Origin of the sequence: Carboxydothermus hydrogenoformans Z-2901 (assembly GCF_000012865.1) — a bacterium.
Classification (GTDB): Bacteria; Bacillota; Z-2901; order Carboxydothermales; family Carboxydothermaceae; genus Carboxydothermus; species Carboxydothermus hydrogenoformans.
This window is the reverse complement of record NC_007503.1, coordinates 2,357,072-2,373,571: the sequence shown is the minus strand read 5'-3', so window position 1 is coordinate 2,373,571 and position 16,500 is coordinate 2,357,072. Positions and strand designations below refer to the sequence as shown.

At 38.6% G+C, this 16,500-nt stretch carries 16 protein-coding genes and 3 tRNA genes; 17 read left to right on the top strand and 2 right to left on the bottom strand.

All coding sequences use genetic code 11. The features are described from left to right. Nucleotide 1: 1 nt before the first annotated feature. From CHY_RS12325 to CHY_RS12270, 12 genes are all read left to right on the top strand, one after another. A complete protein-coding gene (locus CHY_RS12325) occupies nucleotides 2-331 on the top strand; it encodes a YbaB/EbfC family nucleoid-associated protein (RefSeq protein WP_011345534.1) in 330 nt (109 codons plus the stop codon). A gap of 15 nt (nucleotides 332-346) precedes the next feature. Next, on the top strand, nucleotides 347-946 hold the full coding sequence (gene recR / locus CHY_RS12320; protein WP_011345533.1) for a recombination mediator RecR: 600 nt from the start codon (nucleotides 347-349) through the stop codon (nucleotides 944-946). A gap of 41 nt (nucleotides 947-987) precedes the next feature. After that, nucleotides 988-1,191, top strand: coding sequence for a pro-sigmaK processing inhibitor BofA family protein (locus tag CHY_RS12315; RefSeq protein ID WP_011345532.1), 204 nt, complete (start codon nucleotides 988-990; stop codon nucleotides 1,189-1,191). Between the two features lie 102 nt (nucleotides 1,192-1,293). After that, the gene (locus CHY_RS12310) at nucleotides 1,294-2,679 is read left to right on the top strand and encodes an NAD(P)/FAD-dependent oxidoreductase (RefSeq protein ID WP_011345531.1); all 1,386 of its coding nucleotides are present in this window, start codon (nucleotides 1,294-1,296) and stop codon (nucleotides 2,677-2,679) included. 14 nt (nucleotides 2,680-2,693) lie between these two features. Further along, on the top strand, nucleotides 2,694-3,977 hold the full coding sequence (locus CHY_RS12305) for an adenylosuccinate synthase (RefSeq protein WP_011345530.1): 1,284 nt from the start codon (nucleotides 2,694-2,696) through the stop codon (nucleotides 3,975-3,977). Nucleotides 3,978-3,979: 2 nt separating this feature from the next. Further along, nucleotides 3,980-4,837, top strand: coding sequence for an aminotransferase class IV (locus CHY_RS12300; protein WP_011345529.1), 858 nt, complete (start codon nucleotides 3,980-3,982; stop codon nucleotides 4,835-4,837). Beyond that, complete coding sequence (locus CHY_RS12295) at nucleotides 4,837-5,307, top strand: HAD family hydrolase (protein ID WP_011345528.1); 471 nt, start codon at nucleotides 4,837-4,839, stop codon at nucleotides 5,305-5,307. The genes CHY_RS12300 and CHY_RS12295 overlap by 1 nt, the downstream gene beginning before the upstream one ends. 76 nt (nucleotides 5,308-5,383) lie before the next feature. After that, nucleotides 5,384-5,459: transfer RNA gene (locus CHY_RS12290), tRNA-Lys, on the top strand. A 9-nt stretch (nucleotides 5,460-5,468) separates the two neighbouring features. Continuing rightward, nucleotides 5,469-5,543: transfer RNA gene (locus tag CHY_RS12285), tRNA-Glu, on the top strand. 4 nt (nucleotides 5,544-5,547) lie between these two features. Then, nucleotides 5,548-5,622 (top strand) — tRNA-Gly (locus CHY_RS12280). Nucleotides 5,623-5,695: 73 nt separating this feature from the next. Continuing rightward, complete coding sequence (locus CHY_RS12275; protein WP_011345527.1) at nucleotides 5,696-6,634, top strand: tyrosine-type recombinase/integrase; 939 nt, start codon at nucleotides 5,696-5,698, stop codon at nucleotides 6,632-6,634. Nucleotides 6,635-7,567: 933 nt separating this feature from the next. Then, on the top strand, nucleotides 7,568-7,807 hold the full coding sequence (locus tag CHY_RS12270) for a hypothetical protein (protein ID WP_011345524.1): 240 nt from the start codon (nucleotides 7,568-7,570) through the stop codon (nucleotides 7,805-7,807). A 92-nt stretch (nucleotides 7,808-7,899) separates the two neighbouring features. Here CHY_RS12270 and CHY_RS12265 read toward each other — a convergent pair whose 3' ends face one another. After that, nucleotides 7,900-8,880, bottom strand: coding sequence for a hypothetical protein (locus tag CHY_RS12265; protein ID WP_011345523.1), 981 nt, complete (start codon nucleotides 8,878-8,880; stop codon nucleotides 7,900-7,902). 377 nt (nucleotides 8,881-9,257) lie between these two features. Next, entirely contained in the window at nucleotides 9,258-9,551 is a 294-nt protein-coding gene (locus CHY_RS12260) for a four helix bundle protein (protein WP_226986713.1), read from the bottom strand. A gap of 191 nt (nucleotides 9,552-9,742) precedes the next feature. Between CHY_RS12260 and CHY_RS12255 the strand changes: the two genes are divergently transcribed. The 5 genes from CHY_RS12255 (at nucleotide 9,743) to brxC (ending at nucleotide 16,475) form a co-directional block, all read left to right on the top strand. Continuing rightward, a complete protein-coding gene (locus tag CHY_RS12255) occupies nucleotides 9,743-10,111 on the top strand; it encodes a hypothetical protein (protein ID WP_011345522.1) in 369 nt (122 codons plus the stop codon). 1,129 nt (nucleotides 10,112-11,240) lie between these two features. Further along, entirely contained in the window at nucleotides 11,241-11,594 is a 354-nt protein-coding gene (locus tag CHY_RS12250; protein WP_011345520.1) for a hypothetical protein, read from the top strand. A gap of 74 nt (nucleotides 11,595-11,668) precedes the next feature. After that, the gene (locus tag CHY_RS12245) at nucleotides 11,669-12,271 is read left to right on the top strand and encodes a DUF1819 family protein (protein ID WP_011345519.1); all 603 of its coding nucleotides are present in this window, start codon (nucleotides 11,669-11,671) and stop codon (nucleotides 12,269-12,271) included. A 31-nt stretch (nucleotides 12,272-12,302) separates the two neighbouring features. Continuing rightward, nucleotides 12,303-12,887: a DUF1788 domain-containing protein gene (locus CHY_RS12240; protein ID WP_011345518.1), complete on the top strand. Its 585-nt coding sequence runs from the start codon at nucleotides 12,303-12,305 to the stop codon at nucleotides 12,885-12,887. Between the two features lie 24 nt (nucleotides 12,888-12,911). Continuing rightward, nucleotides 12,912-16,475 carry a BREX system P-loop protein BrxC gene (gene brxC / locus CHY_RS12235; RefSeq protein ID WP_011345517.1) on the top strand — a complete coding sequence of 1,188 codons (3,564 nt, stop codon included), beginning with the start codon at nucleotides 12,912-12,914 and terminating at the stop codon, nucleotides 16,473-16,475. The last annotated feature ends 25 nt before the right edge of the window (nucleotides 16,476-16,500 follow it).

Below are 16,500 nucleotides of genomic sequence, written 5' to 3'. Positions count from 1 at the left end.
GATGTTTGGCAACATGGGTAATATGCAAAAAATGTTAAAGCAGGTACAGAAAATGCAGCAGGATATGGCTAAGCTTCAGGAAGGACTAAATGAAAAAACCGTTGAAGCTACCTCCGGTGGGGGAATGGTTAAGGCCGTGGTGAACGGCAAGCAGGAATTGGTATCCTTAACCATCAATCCCCAAGCGGTAGACCCGGAAGATGTGGAAATGCTGGCGGATATGATTACCGCTGCCGTGAACGAAGCTTTGAGAAAATCAAAAGATATGGTAGCGGAAGAGATGAATAAGATTACCGGCGGCCTTAATTTAAACCTTCCCGGATTGTTTTAAGGGGGAAGCGGGAAATTGTATTTTGCAGAACCGGTAGCAAAACTTATCGAACATCTTGCCAAACTTCCGGGGATTGGTCCAAAAACGGCGCAAAAATTAGCCCTCTATCTTTTAGAAATTCCTGAAGAAGAAGCACGGGCTTTAGCAGAAGCAATAATAACTGCCCGGAAAAATACCAGATACTGCTCCATCTGTTTTAACCTGACCGATACTGATCCCTGTGCCATTTGCCGGAATCCCGGTCGCAATCACCGGCTTTTAATGGTTGTAGAAGAAGCCAAAGATGTGGCAGCTATGGAGCGAACCGGGAGCTTTAATGGGATATATCATGTTCTTCACGGAGTTTTATCGCCAATTAAAGGGATAGGGCCGGAAGATTTAAAGGTAAGAGAGTTGTTATTGAGGCTTTCCCGGGAGCCGGTGGAGGAAATAATAATTGCCACTAATCCCACCGTTGAAGGGGAAGCAACGGCCATGTATTTAGCATCCCTTTTAAAACCTTTAAATTTTAAAGTAACGAGAATTGCCCACGGTTTACCGGTGGGAAGCGATATTGAGTATGCCGATGAATTAACTATCCGAAAAGCCTTAGAAGGTCGAAGAGTTTTGGAATAAGTTGTCCAAAAGCTTCATAAGTATTACCGGGGGGATATCCGGTGGAGCTTTTGGGTTTGGTGCTTAAAAAAATCTTTTTTTGGCTTGTTATTGGCTTTATTTTACTTGGGGTATTTAATTTAATCGGTGATAAAATTGGCTGGCATTTACCGATAAATCCGGTAACTGTGGTGATTGCAGGTGTTTTGGATTTACCGGGAATAATATTATTAACAGCACTTAAGTATCTTGTAGCTGTTTTTTAATAAAGTATACATGTAAAAAGGGGCTTTATAAGCCCCTTTTTTCTTGACACATTGATACCTAACTGCTATCATAAATTGGGTTTTGAAGGAGGTGTAATTTTGATGAAAAAGTATGATGTGATAATTGTCGGGGCAGGTCCGGCGGGAATTTTTGCCGCCCTGGAGATTACCTCGTTGAAACCCGAAGCGAAAGTGCTTATTTTGGAAAAAGGCCCTGACGTTAATAAAAGGATTTGTCCCTCAAAAGAAAGGGGCATACCGTGTATTAATTGCAAGCCCTGCGCGATTGTAACCGGTTGGGGCGGGGCTGGAGCGGTTTCCGATGGTAAGCTTACCCTGTCCACCGAAGTGGGGGGACATCTGGGTGAGTACATTGGCGAAAAGGAATTAAACGAGCTCATAAAATACGTTGATAATATATATCTTAAATTTGGCGCTCCGAACGAGGTTTATGGTATAGACCGGGAAGAGGAAATCCGGGAAATCCAAAAGAGAGCGATCTTAGCCGATTTAAGGTTGGTTCCGGCGCCTATTCGCCACCTGGGAACCGGTCGTGCCTTAGAAATAGTTGCCGCAATGAAAGAAGAGCTTTTGCGGCGGGGGGTGGATATTGCTACCAATACTCCGGTAGCAGAAATTATAGCTGATCACGGGAAAGTAAAAGGAGTTCAGACCACTTCCGGCGAATATTATGAAGGTGAGGCTGTGATTGTTGCTCCTGGCCGGGAAGGGGCTGAATGGCTTTTAAAAGAGTCTTTAAAGCTTGGGCTTAAAACGGCCGTTAACCCCGTAGATATCGGGGTGCGGGTTGAGCTGCCCGCGGTAGTACTGGAGCCAATTACCAAAGTGGTGTATGAATCAAAGTTTATTTACTACTCGAAAACTTTTGAAGATAAAGTAAGAACCTTTTGCATGAATCCCTACGGCGAAGTAGTACAGGAAAACAACGATGGGATTATTACCGTTAACGGTCATTCTCATGCCCACAAGAAAACGGAAAACACCAACTTTGCCCTGCTTGTCAGCAAAACATTCACCCATCCCTTTAAAGAACCTATTGCCTACGGCAAGTACATTGCCCGGCTTGCTAACCTATTAGGAGGTGGGGTATTAGTACAGCGGCTGGGGGATTTAATGGACGGTCGCCGGACTACCGAGGAACGGCTCAAAAAAGGTTTGGTGCGGCCGACCCTGGAAGATGCTACTCCGGGAGACTTAAGTTTGGTCTTTCCCTACCGCCATTTAATGGCTTTGGTAGAAATGCTTCAAGCTTTGGACAAAATTGCTCCTGGAGTATTTAATAGAAATACCTTGCTTTACGGAGTAGAAGTAAAGTTTTACTCTTCACGCTTAGAATTGAGTCCAGTTTTGGAAACTAAAATTCAAAATCTTTTTGCTGCCGGCGACGGTGCAGGGGTAACCCGGGGACTTATTCAGGCTTCTGCTTCGGGAGTACTTATTGGCCGTGAGCTGGCAAGACGCCTTTAAGGGGGAGTTTATAGTTGACAACTGTAGTTTTAATTGGAACCCAGTGGGGGGACGAAGGGAAAGGAAAGATTACTGACTTTCTGGCAGAAAAAGCTGACCTGGTGGTTCGTTACCAGGGAGGAAATAATGCCGGACATACCGTTGTGGTAGGGGAAAATTCCTTTAAGCTTCATCTCATTCCCTCGGGGATTTTATACCCTGAAAAAATTTGTGTTATCGGTAACGGAGTGGTAATTGACCCTAAAGTTTTAAAAGAAGAATTGGAATACCTTAGACAGCGGGGGGTTACAACCGCTAACTTAAAGATAAGCTTGCGGGCTCATCTTATTATGCCCTACCACAAGAAACTCGATGAGCTGGAAGAAGAAGATAAAGGGGAAAACAAAATAGGTACAACCAAACGGGGTATTGGTCCCGCTTACCGGGATAAAGCGGCAAGGACAGGGATCAGGGTATGTGACCTTTTAGATAAGGAACTATTTGCGGAGAAACTGGCTTTAAATTTAAAAGAAAAAAATAATCTTTTGGAAAAAATTTATGGGGTAGAAGGGTTTTCCTATGATGAACTCTACCACGAGTATTTAGAATATGCTGAAATTATTAGGCCTTACGCTACCGATACTTCCCGGTTGATTAACGATGCTATTGAAAGCGGTCAAAAAGTTCTCTTTGAAGGAGCTCAGGGGACCCTTTTAGATTTAGACCATGGAACCTATCCCTATGTTACTTCCAGCCATCCGGTGGCGGGGGCTGCGTGTATTGGTGCAGGTATTGGACCAACAAAAATTCATGAAGTAATTGGTGTGGTAAAGGCCTACACCACGCGGGTAGGAAGTGGTCCCTTTCCTACCGAGCTGTTAGATGAAACCGGCGAGTTTTTAAGAAAACAGGGGTACGAATTTGGCACTACCACCGGACGACCCCGCCGCTGCGGCTGGTTTGACGGGGTAATTGCTCGCTATGCCGCCAGGGTAAACGGTTTATCCGGACTTGCGGTTACCAAGCTTGATGTTTTAACCGGGCTAAAAACCATAAAAATAGCGGTAGGGTACCGGTTCAATGGAAAGGTCATAAATGAATTTCCTGCCAGTTTAAAAGAGTTGTCCCAGTGTGAACCGGTTTATGAGGAGCTTCCGGGGTGGAGTGAAGATATTACCGGAGCCAGGAAGCTTACCGATCTTCCGGAAAACGCCAGAAACTACTTAAGAAAAATTGAGGAGATTACCGGTGTTCCCATTAAAATTATTTCGGTGGGAACCCGCCGGGATCAAACTATTATTTTAGACCAGGTTTTTTAAAAATGGATAAGGTGTTTATTTGCGGCAAAATTCTTCCCCGGGAAAAGGCGGCAATATCCCCTTTTGACCGGGGATTTTCCTATGGTGATGGAGTTTTTGAGACAATTGGCGTTTTTTCCGGAGTACCGTTTTTACTGGAAAAGCATCTCCAAAGGCTATTTTTGGGGTTGCAATTATTAGAAATAAAGTTACCTTATAGTAAGGAACAATTGATATCGAAGATAAGGGAGTATCTTAAAGAAAATAATGTGGTTAACGGAGTTTTAAAAATTATCGTAAGCCGCGGAGTAGGCGAGCGGGGGCTTTTGCCGGCTAAGGATTTAGAGCCAACGGTTTTAATGAGTTTGTCTTCCCCGCCTTCAAGGGAATTTAAGCCAATAAAAACCTCTTTTCTTTCGGTTCCGGTATTACCGCCTAAACTGGTTATAGGACAGATTAAAACTTTAAACCAGCTTCCCCAGGTGTTAGCGGCTAAAGAATGTCAGAAAAAAGGTATTATGGAAGGTATCCGGCTTACTTTAGAAGGTTATTTGGCTGAAGGCAGTATGGCGAATCTTTTCTGGGTTAAAAATGGGGTATTGAAAACCCCGGAGAAAAATCTGGTTTTACCCGGAATTGCCCGGGAGCTTATTTTAGAACTGGCCCGAGTAGCCGGTATTCCGGTATCGGAAGGTAAATATCCCGCCGAAGAAATATTAGGGGCAACGGAAATATTTTTTACCAATTCGGTGCGGGGGATTATTCCCGTAGGTCAGCTCGACCAGCGGGAATTCCATGACTATTCGGTAACCAATCGATTATGGACTCTTTATGAATCTTATTTAGAAAAATATATACTGGAAAACAGGAGAGAAGGATAATGTTAACCATCGAGATTCCGGGAAGATTTACTTTAAATTTATCGTATTTGGTAATGGACTATAATGGTACAGTTGCCGTAGACGGAAAGCTATTGCCCGGGGTGAAAGAACTTTTGGAAGAGCTAAGTAAGAATTTAAAAATTTACGTTTTAACCCGTGATACCTTTGGTAAGGTAAAGGAAGAGCTATCTCTTCTTCCTTATGTGGAAGTGGTGATAGTGGGGGATCCCGGTGCTCCAGAAAAACTTGAGTTTATAAAAAAACTTGGGGCGGAAAAGACGGTGGCTATTGGTAATGGTTACAATGACCGACTAATGTTAAAGGAAGCGGCTTTAGGGATTTTAGTTATCGAAGAAGAAGGGGCCAGTATTGAAGCCTTACTAAACGCTGATATTGTCGTAAAATCACCTTTGGATGCACTAAAATTATTAACCAATAACGACCGAATGGTGGCTACTCTTCGTTGTTAATAATTAACAGTATAAATTCTTGATAAAAGTTGTTGACACTGTGAATGATTTATTGTAATATAATTTTTGCATGGATGAGCCATTAGCTCAGTTGGTAGAGCACCTGACTTTTAATCAGGGTGTCGGAGGTTCGAGTCCTCCATGGCTCACCATTTTATTTTGGCCCCATGGTCAAGTGGTTAAGACACCGCCCTTTCAAGGCGGTAACCCGGGTTCGAATCCCGGTGGGGTCACCATCCTGCGGGAGTAGCTCAGGGGTAGAGCATCGGCTTCCCAAGCCGAGGGTCGCGGGTTCGAATCCCGTTTCCCGCTCCAGCCTTGAAAAATCTGCGTTTTGCGGATTGACCCTACCTCAAAAATCCGATACCACTGAGGGGGGTCTTTTATTATGCCTAAACCGATACCCTTCAAGAAATCTTTGGAAGTAAACTTGAGCCAGCTCAAAGAAGAATTTCTCATTGCAAGACAAGCTGACGGACTAGCACCGCGCACTTTAGAAGATTACCGTTGGCATATCGAAAAGTTCATGGAGCTTACAGGTGCTAATCCGACCTATGAGGCCGTCCGAAAAGCGATCCTCCAGCATTTGAGCGAACCATCTTCACCGCGATATAGGAACATCAAATTGCAATACCTCAAGGCGTTTTTTAATTGGTGTGTGCGTGAAGGCTATCTCCCTGCCAACCCCACAGACGGCATAAGGAAGGCAAAAGAGGATATCTCTAACGTGAGGCACGTTTCGATTGAGGCGGTAAAGAAGCTTTTGGCTCAGCCAGACAAGAAAACTTATGCAGGGTTGAGGGATTACTGCCTTATGCTCGTGCAGATTGATACAGGAGCAAGGCCCAGCGAACTGCTACAAATCAAACCTGATGATTTAAACCTTGACGCAAGGGAAATTTACGTGCGCGCCGATGTTGCTAAAACACGCATAGGAAGGACTTTGGTAATCTCACCATTTACGGTACAGGCTTTAATGAGGTTCCTTAAAATAAGACCTTCATGGTGGAGTAATGAAGTGCCTCTCTTTGCGAGTGAAAACGGGAGACAGCTAACAGCGCAGAGGTGGTCTCGCATAGTGAAGCGTTACTGTGAAGAAGCAGGGGTGAAGGTTACGCCTTACGGTTTACGTCACACCTTTGCCATTGAATTTTTGAAAGGAGGCGGTGATCCATTTAGCCTTCAGAGGATACTCGGTCATACGGATTTAACAATGACAAGGCGTTATGTTAGGCTTTCGCAGGATGACATAAAAGAAATTCACGAGAAAGCTTCTCCTATTCAAAAACTCCAGTACGATGCCAGAAGAGCTCCAAGGCGTATTTAAACATGGCTCTAAACTTACCAATTATAATCTTTCCTTGATGCGTAGCGTAATTGTAAGGGAATGCCTGTAACTGAACAGCCTTGATCTTTTTATCGGTAATTATTGCTCATCTTACACCTACAGGAACAATCCGATTTTATGTTGCCTTATACGGTAGCCCTATGGCAGCAGTGAAAGTTAAAATTACACCAGGGGGGTACTACGAGCCTCACTGGGCGACTACAGTTTACGGATGGCAATTCTTCGTTGATGGTTACCGTGATCGTCGATTGGGTGAAAAATTATGTTTCTTTTATTTAAACAAAAACCCTCTCGGTTTATGGATAGTTACTTAGGTGGGTACAGGTCCATGAGAAGCTCTAGAGGTTAATGCACAAAATATGTTTAAGACTTGCGGATTGTAAAATGAGCAAGCTTAACCTTGATCCATTCCCCTTAGTGGAGAATGAATGAGGGAAAAGGAAGAATGGTTAAGTTTCTAAAGAAATACAAAGGGATAAGTGGTAGAGCCTTGATAAATACGGATTTTACGCCACTTATCCCTTTTTCCTTTCATCCTTGAACCTGCCTCATGTAGAAAGACTTTTTTCGCACAAAGTAGAGCATACATTGGGAAATTTTAGTAGAAATATAGCTTAATTACGGAAAAACTTTATTACCTCCAAGAAAATGACATGTAGATTTTATGCGGGTTTGAGGGATTGGAAATGGAAAGGGTTTTTTTTAAAATTAACATAGTTAGTGGCAAGGAAAAAAGGGATAAGGATCAAGAAAAAAATTTGTTTATGGTGGAAGTTTTTCCGTGAGTAAAAAAGTCGTTCCGAAAAGGGAAAAAAGTTTTTCCAAATAACTAAAAAAAGCTTTAACGATATCTTTACAAGGATAATGAGTCTTTGATATATTCAGTTAAGTTGTTGTAAGGAGGGATTATAATTGCCAAGAAAAATAATTTTTGCCGAGGACTGCTTGAGAGAAAGCGGGTTTTCAGATGAACAGACTATAAAACAATGGGTGAAAAATATTATTAATAAATCAGTTGACTACATAAATAAGATTACTGATGGGTCTAAAGGTGTGATTGTTGATGAGGAGCATAGAATATTTATAAAATTTTATGTTGCAGGGAAAGCCATATTAATAGATGAGATAAGAGAAGAATTTTGTATTGTATAATAATTTTTATATGGGAGATTTTAGCCTATAATAAGTAATTTATTGCTTTCTTAATGTAAAGAAAAATGATTTTGTTTATTAAGAGTAATATTTTATAAATCAAATATGGATAATTGTCCGTTTATTTTTCTTTCTATTGGTAACTCTCTATTAGTATAGAATTGATTTAACTTTTTATATCTGTATTCAAGGCTTTGTTCATCCATACCTTTTAAATCTTCCTTGGGGAAAAACTGTACCATTTGTCTTTTATAGTAGTTATATCTGCTGTTAGGGTTATTAGGGTTTTTTATAATTCGCCTTATAATAGGAAAAGCACTAACTGTTAGAGAATATTTATTTTTACTCGTCGCATTTAAATGAAGACTATTTGCAAAACATCCAAGAATTATATCAATAAATTGGATAAACTGTGAATGTACAGGATCTCCGTCGGGTTTGCGGTGGTCGGAATTAATGAATTTTATATGGTTGTTGGCAAAATAAATTTTATCTTCTTCGGATTGTAACTTATAAATAGAGTGCCATGGGAAATATTCATGGTATTCAGCATTGCCTTTATCATGAAAAATATTTTTGACGATTATGCTATCATAATCTCTAAAATAAGTTTTCAAAGCCTTTTTTAGTGCAGTTCTAAAAAATCTATTGTAAATAGTTGAGTGTTTATCTTTTTGATTTTTGGGGCCGAATTTATCCAGATCTAATTTTGTAAGGTTAATACCGAGTATGTAAAAGTAGATATTTTCCCTGTCATCAAGCCAATACTTTACCCAATTGGAAGCTATCTTATATTTTATTGAATCATCTGTGTTTTGATAATGGATTTCTGTATTATTTAAATTGTGGTAAGGACAAGGCTCTGAGCAACTACCCCACGGTTTAGGTGGTTGTGAAAGACATCGTAAGTTTATCAAATCTTTGTAGAGCTTATCAGATATAAATTCTGGTACAATAAGCATTCCTATATATGTCCATTTTTCAAAAGTGTTAATAAAAGGTATTTTAAGAGGGTATTCTTTTATTTCATCACAGTATAAATTAAGTATAATACTTTTTTTATCTGTTTCCATATATATCCTTCCTTTTGGAATTATTCACCATAATTATAACATTAAAGGGCAAAAAAATAGCAGCTAAAAATTGATTAAGAAAAAGGGAATAAGTGCTACGCCAGTAAAGACTTGCACACCTATTCCCTACATCCTTAAGCAGTATCTGCTTAATTATTGCCACTTCGACTTGTTTTAATCGAAATTGAAAAATACTTACATTCATACTTATAATTTAATTTGAACAATACGCAAAGGGCGAGTAAGGTTATTGGAATGGCAAAAATCTCGGAATTACGCGATTTCTTCATCTTCTGTTTTTTCCTGTAGCTTTTTAATGCAGCCGATAAGCATTTTGATGATTTCTGTGGTTTTTTGCTCAAGCTTATTATAATCTTTTAAAGAATATATCCATTATCTAATGCGACAACAAGCCAGTGTCGCGTTTCCGATGCGCTGGCGAGCGCATTGTTAAGAAAATTGACTTGTTTTTTCTTGTAAAGCTGGCCATTTCCCTCGGCAATGTTTGCGCCGATGGAGTTTACTGCTCGGAGGATTTGAGATTTTGCTGCATAGGTCTCAAATCCAGGAAAATTAGCGGAAACTTTATAGATATCTTGAGACAATTCTCTTGCTTTTTGCCAGACTTTAAGTGTCTTGAAATCTTTTATGCTACAGTCATTTTGTTCCATCTTGATCACACTCCTTTGCTATACTAAAGTAATTATTCGTTCCCATATTACCTAAAACGGGTAATTAAAGTCAAATTTTACTCAAGAGAAGTGAGGTTATAAATAGAAATTGCCCATCAAAATTCATAGTGAATGAAGAAAAGCAAAGGGAATATAATTGGGATAACCTGCAGGGTATAGGGGTGTTTAGTGTGATTAGTGATAAAGTTCTTTATTTAGTAAAAGACTCTTCATTTGGCCCAAATCCGCCGTTGCAACTTGCAATCTGTGTCGAGGTTCATGATAACTGGGTTGGGTTTCATAGTACTGGTAGAGGACATCAATTTTTTGGAAAGCTGGTCAAAGAGACAGAGGACGGCTTTATTTGGCATCGGGTAGAAAATACTTTGGAAGAAGGTATCAGGGATTTTGGGATGATAGTATTCAAGGCCCTTACCCTGGAGGAATACAATACCAAAGTAAGGCCATTCGTAGAGGGGACGGTACCAGAATTTAACTCCACAGAAGAACTTTACGAATTTTACTATAGCAACTTTGCAGAGAGAGGTTATCACTATTAATGAAAGCAACAATAGATTGGGGATAAAGAGATCAAATCTATCATTTCCGTTTAGCCAAAACTAATAAGAAAGCCTCTACATCTATCCAATTCGTATGTAGAGGCTTTTATTTATGATTTTAAAAATACAAGTTACGATTTTAAATTCGAAATGCTGAGGATATAAATGTTTTTAATAAACTTTTTGTTTTTAGAATCGAAATCTATATTTATATTACAAAGGCTTCAGCTAATCTTACACCTATAACTGTGAACAAAGAAGTAAATGGTGCAAAGAATGTTTTTTTGTATACCGTTTCCATTTGTTGGTTTTCATTCGGGACTGCTATTTCAACTTCATCTCGCCAAAAGTCAATTCGCCGTACGCAAATCCAAAAAATGCCGCGCGGTGGGCAAATGAATCTGACATATTTTATCATTTATTTATGTCAGCCCCTTTCGGATTTGGATTTCAAGGCACATGCATTTAGCATTTATATTCTAATACATCAATGGTTTTTACAAAAAAATATAAAAATTACTCTAATAAAAACTTGAGCAAAAAGCAATACATTTTTAAAAACGCTTTGACCAAAAACATAATATCGTTACATTGCCGATAACAAAGAATTAAGAGACGGGAACTTATTATTAAAAAAGAGCTTTCAGCCATCGAGGGTATCGAGTCAAAGACAATATACCTGTAGGGAAAAATAATTCGCATTAATACAAATTAATATGAATTGATTTGTATTAATTTATATTAATTTGTATTAATACATATCGGCCCATATTAAAAGACTGAAGAGGTTGAAGAGCCAATTGAGAAAAATACGATTTTAGAAACGTTACATGCATGGAGGTTATTTAATGTTTACCACTAAAAAACGTTATTATTATAAGAAATACATAGAATACTTGGAATAAATCAAAATAATTCGTCGTGGTTAATATTAAAGCGTAATTCTATTAATTTTTGCGATATTGGTTTAGTTATTAACTGTTTCACAAGCTAATAGGAACCACAAAAAGTACCGCTAAACAGATTCTTACTGTGCATAAATTTGAAAGAAAAATCTAAAAAAAACTTGATAAAGATTGTTATAAAATTTACTATTATCTTGGATGACTGTGTGCGAGGTGTTGACTTGGTGAAAAAGAAAAATGAAATCTGGACTGTGGTAACACCGCAGATGCACCGAAGATTAAAAGAATATGCTGAACAAAACAAAATTGCTGCAACGAGAGCGAAGATGATTATGTATATACTTTATAACTTTCATCCCAAAGAGTTGCTTGAGGATTACACCTTTCGCACGAAGGAAGGGAAAATGATTAACATCAAGGTGTCGGATGCTGAGCTTTCTTATATCGAAAACCTGGCAAAAAAACATAATGTGACAATTAGCCGTCTTTTGCGCAACATGGTTTATACCTATTTTTACACCCTCGATAAAGGGGAAATAGTTAGCGACTTAACTGATGTTAATGGCGAAAAAGTGTAGGATAACAAATTATTGCATGTTGACCAATGCTTAAAATAATAAGAGTAAGAATGATAGAAAAGAGTGAGTTTGAGATGATAGAAGAAATGGAATATAAGACTACTATTAAAACATTGCCGTTCCTTTTTCTGGAGATGAAAAAGGCTGCAAATCTTGTCCTCCAGGGTTTGAAAGATAACGAAATAAAGGAAAAAGCGCTTTATGATAACATTTTTCAGGTAAACACAGAGACTCGCAGAAAAGAAATTGCGTCTATGGTTTTAAAAAGGATAAAAGTTCTGGATGAGGTTTTGCTCCACAAGTTAGTTCATGGGGATATAGAAACAGGCAAACTGATAGTATTATACAGCATTATGAAAACCGACAGGCTTTTCTTTGAATTTATGGATGAAGTGTTTAAAGAAAAATTGATAGTGAAGGACTATGTTATTGAAGACAAAGATTTTAACATCTTTTTTGATAGAAAAAGGGAACAGAGCAAGAAAGTAGCTTCTTGGGATGATTACACCTTTTACAAACTAAAACAAGTTTTTATCAGGATACTCTATGAAGCAGGGCTTATCAGTAATAAAAGAAATAGAAAAATTATTAAGCCTGTTCTTGATCCTTCAATTATCGAACATTTGAAAGAGAAGGGCGAAAAAGCAATTTTGAATATATTCCTCGGGCTTAATTAATGCTTTTTTGAACAAAGGTGAGGTGGAAAAAGTGAAAACAATCTATGAAAGGCTTGATGCCTTAATTCCAGCAATACAGAAGAAATCATTTGTTGAAAATAAAGGTCTGGGTAACGAAATAGGGTTCTATATCTTTGATTATGAACCCAAATATGAACTGCTTGTCCGTGAGTATATCCAATTTTTGAAGGAAAAATTCAAGAACGGTATCAATGGGTATAAAATCAAAGAATTTGACCTTTACGAAATAATGATTGACATTCTTGAGGCCAAAGGTTACCTTACCAAGAATATTGAGATGGAAGCTATTAAAGGTAGCGAATATGTATTTAATGCCACTAAAAAAGCATTAAGATTAACTACCGAAAATGACCTGATTGTCCAATACATTCGGGAACGGGTAGAGGATAAGGATATCATATTTTTGACTGGTGTAGGAAAAGCCTGGCCCATTATCAGGTCACATACTATCCTTAACAACCTTCATTCGGTGATAGAACATGTGCCGCTTATTATGTTTTTCCCAGGCACTTACGACGGCGTCGAACTTGTTCTGCTTGATGAAATCAAGGATGATAACTATTATAGGGCTTTCAGACTTATTGAGAGATATTAAAAGAGAAGCGAGGGGAGTAAAGATATGCGAATTAGGGATATGTTTTACAAAAAAATTGACAGGGATATCAAAGGTGTCATAAAAATTGGTCAAGAAGATGAGGAAAATGCATATCAAGAACTGGAAGAGTATGTGGTAACCAGAGAGCTAAAAAAATATTTCAGTGAATTTTTTGAAGCGTATAAAAAAGGGATTATCGGATATACGGACAAAATGGGAGTATGGATATCAGGCTTTTTTGGCAGCGGTAAATCCCACTTTTTAAAAATCCTTTCTTACTTGCTTGAAAACAGAGTAGTTAAAGGGAAAAAGGCCGTGGAATATTTTCGCGATAAAATAGATGATCCCATGGTTCTTGCAGATATAGAAATGGCTGGAAACATATCGGCGGATGTTATACTTTTTAATATCGAGTCAAAAGCTGATGCTGATTCAAAAACTCAAAAAGACGCTATTGTTAAAGTATTTAATCGAGTTTTTAATGACATGCAAGGTTTTTGCGGTTCTATACCCTGGCTTGCGGATCTTGAAAGACAGATGTCTAAAGACGGGACTTATGAGGATTTCAAAAAGGAATTTGAAAGAATTTCGGGGAGGAAATGGGAAGAAGCCAGAGAGGACTTCTATTATGAAGAAGACGCAATAGTAAAAGCGCTTGCTTCTGCAACCAAAATGAGCGAGCAGGCGGCACGTAATTGGTATAACAAAGCGGAAGAGAATTATACTCTCACCGTTGATAAATTTGCAAAGAGAGTCAGGGAATATATCGAGAGTAAAGGGGGAAATCATCACGTAGTATTTTGTGTTGATGAAATTGGCCAGTACATAGGAGATAATTCTGGTCTTATGCTAAATCTTCAGACACTGGTAGAAGATTTGGGTACCGAATGCGGTGGGAAAGCATGGGTTATTGTTACCAGCCAGGAAGATATCGATTCGATTACGAGGGTAAAAGGCAACGATTTCTCCAAGATCCAGGGTAGGTTTAATACCAGAATCAGCCTATCCAGCGCCAATGTGGATGAAGTAATCAAAAAGAGGTTACTGAAGAAAACCCAAGTTGCTACCGATACTTTAAAATTGCTGTATGAAAATAAAAGTTCTATCCTTAAAAACCTCATAACTTTCTCTGCCGATACGCCAGAAAAAAAGTTTTATACGGACAGCAATGACTTTGCGGAAGTTTATCCTTTTATCCCTTACCAGTTTAATCTATTGCAGCAGGTGTTTACCTCAATAAGAATTCATGGGGCGTCAGGAAAACATCTTTCCGAAGGTGAGCGTTCCATGATCAGTTCCTTCCAGGAGGCCGCTATACGCTATGCTGACTGCGAGGAAGGAACGCTGATACCCTTTTCGGCTTTTTACGACACTATTGAAACATTTCTTGATTCAAATATCAGAACGGTTATTATTCACGCTCAGGAAAACAGCAACTTAAACGACTTTGATGTGGAACTTTTGAAGGTCCTTTTTATGATCAAATATTTAACAAAAGAGATTCCGCCTAATATTGAAAACCTGGCTACCCTGATGGTTAGCCACATCGATGAGGATAAGATTGCGCTTAAGAAGAAAATTGAAGAGTCGTTAAAACGCCTGATAAAAGAGAACCTTGTTCAAAAGGATGGGGATTGGTATATTTTCTTAACCCATGAAGAACAGGATATTAACAGGGAGATCAAAAATATTCAGATAGATACTGCTGAAATTATACAAAAAGTTTCGGAGATTATCTTCGAAGATATTTATCCAGACAAAAAGTTCAAATATTCTACCCGCTACCATTTCCCATTTAACCAGATTGTTGACGACAGATTTTTCAGAGGGAATCAGGGCAGTGAGATTGGCGTAAAAATAATCACTCCATATTACGACTCAGGCAGCGAAATGACCCAGCTTGAATTTAAAGAAATGTCGCAGCGGGAAAACAATCTTATTGTGAAACTGCCTCCAGATACCACCTTCCTTGAGGAAATGGAAGAAGTATTGAAAATTGAGGCATATCTTAGGAAAAACGGTGGTATTGCCTCAACCCCGACCATGGAAGAAATTAAAAACAGAAAAAGAAACGAAGCAAGCAAAAGGAAAGAAAGGGTAAAATCCCTTATTATCGATGCTTTGAAAGCTGCAGAACTATACGTAAACGCCCAAAAGCTGGACATAAGGGAGAAAGATCCCGTTGAAAGGATAAATGAAGGTTTAAGGGTGCTCATTGATTCCCTTTACACCAAACTGGGGTATATAAAAGCATTTATAGATTCCCCCAGCGATATCAATAACATTCTCACACAGGAAGCTGTGCAGATGTCACTGGCTGAAGACCCCAACAAACTGGCACTTGAGGAAGTTTCTTCCTACATCGAAAGAAATACAGCAAGAAACATACCTGTAACCATGAGAACGGTTATAAATGTATTCCAAAAAGCTCCTTACGGCTGGAACGAGGAAGACATCGAAGGTCTGATTGCAAAATTATTTAAGGCACAGGAGGTCAAGCTTCAGTTAAACGGGGAATATCTGGACATAAATGATAGAGACCTTGTGAAATACCTTACAAAACGTGACTATGCCGAAAAGCTGCTTATAGAGAAGAGAATTAAAATATCGCCAGTATTAATAAATACCGCAAAAGAAATAGTAAAAGAGGTTTTTGGGAGAACTGCGCTACCCAACGATGAAGACGGATTGATGCGCAAGATCAAAGAGTATATGCAAGATGAGTGCAATCATATAGACCAACTGCTTCAGAACTACAAGTATGCCAAATATCCAGGAAAAGATGTTTTGGAGGAAGGTAAAAAGCTCTTTACAGCGTTGCTGAAAATCAGGGATGCTAAGGAGTTTTTTGAAGAAATACAAAATAAGAAGGAAGAATTGCTTGATTACGGGGATTATGCCCATGATGTCAAGAAATTCTTTGATCCCGAAGGAAAGCAAAAAGAGATCTTCGACAAAGGGATGCGTATGGTAGAGTTATATGAAAAAAACAAAACTTATGTCTTGGATAAGGCAGCTATAGAACTCTATGAACAGATTGCCAGGATTATAAACAGCAAGGAGCCTTACAGTGAAATTTACAGATTACCAGATCTTATTGATAAGTTCACAAAAAGATTTGCTGAACTGCTTGAGGAAGAAGCCAAGCCCATTAAACAAGTAGTCGAAAGCGATAAAAAGAAAGTCCTGGATGAGTTGTCTTCATATGATTTTAAAGATAAGTATTATGAAAAATTCAGAAAAGGTTTTGATGACCTGCTTTACAGATTAGATCATGCAAACAACTTTTATGAAGTAATTGCCATGAAGGAAGAAAGCGACAGGCTTAAGCAGCGCTATTTTGAAGAAATAGCTAATGAAGTTGAAAAACAAAAGTATTCTCATGGAGGAGCATCAATTGTTGCCGAAACCCCTGAAGGGGTAATAAAACCGCCAAAGCAGAAAAAAATTGTGAATATAAGTCTTTCACATCTCCTCCACGGGATAAGAAATATCGAATCAAAAGAGGATATAGAAAAACTTCTTGACGAAATCAGAGCAAAGCTTGAAAGTGAATTAGATGAAAATACCATAATTAAGATTGTTTAATTATTCATAAGGGATTGGTGTTGGA

Excerpts from the sequence above, each read along its gene's own strand:
- CHY_RS12275 (WP_011345527.1), top strand. The coding sequence starts at position 5,696 with ATGCCTAAACCGATACCCTTCAAGAAATCTTTGGAAGTAAACTTGAGC.
- CHY_RS12300 (WP_011345529.1), top strand. The coding sequence starts at position 3,980 with ATGGATAAGGTGTTTATTTGCGGCAAAATTCTTCCCCGGGAAAAGGCG.
- CHY_RS12325 (WP_011345534.1), top strand. The coding sequence starts at position 2 with ATGTTTGGCAACATGGGTAATATGCAAAAAATGTTAAAGCAGGTACAG.
- brxC (WP_011345517.1), top strand. The coding sequence starts at position 12,912 with ATGCGAATTAGGGATATGTTTTACAAAAAAATTGACAGGGATATCAAA.
- CHY_RS12310 (WP_011345531.1), top strand. The coding sequence starts at position 1,294 with ATGAAAAAGTATGATGTGATAATTGTCGGGGCAGGTCCGGCGGGAATT.
- CHY_RS12260 (WP_226986713.1), bottom strand. The coding sequence starts at position 9,551 with ATGGAACAAAATGACTGTAGCATAAAAGATTTCAAGACACTTAAAGTC.
- CHY_RS12265 (WP_011345523.1), bottom strand. The coding sequence starts at position 8,880 with ATGGAAACAGATAAAAAAAGTATTATACTTAATTTATACTGTGATGAA.
- CHY_RS12245 (WP_011345519.1), top strand. The coding sequence starts at position 11,669 with ATGATAGAAGAAATGGAATATAAGACTACTATTAAAACATTGCCGTTC.
- CHY_RS12295 (WP_011345528.1), top strand. The coding sequence starts at position 4,837 with ATGTTAACCATCGAGATTCCGGGAAGATTTACTTTAAATTTATCGTAT.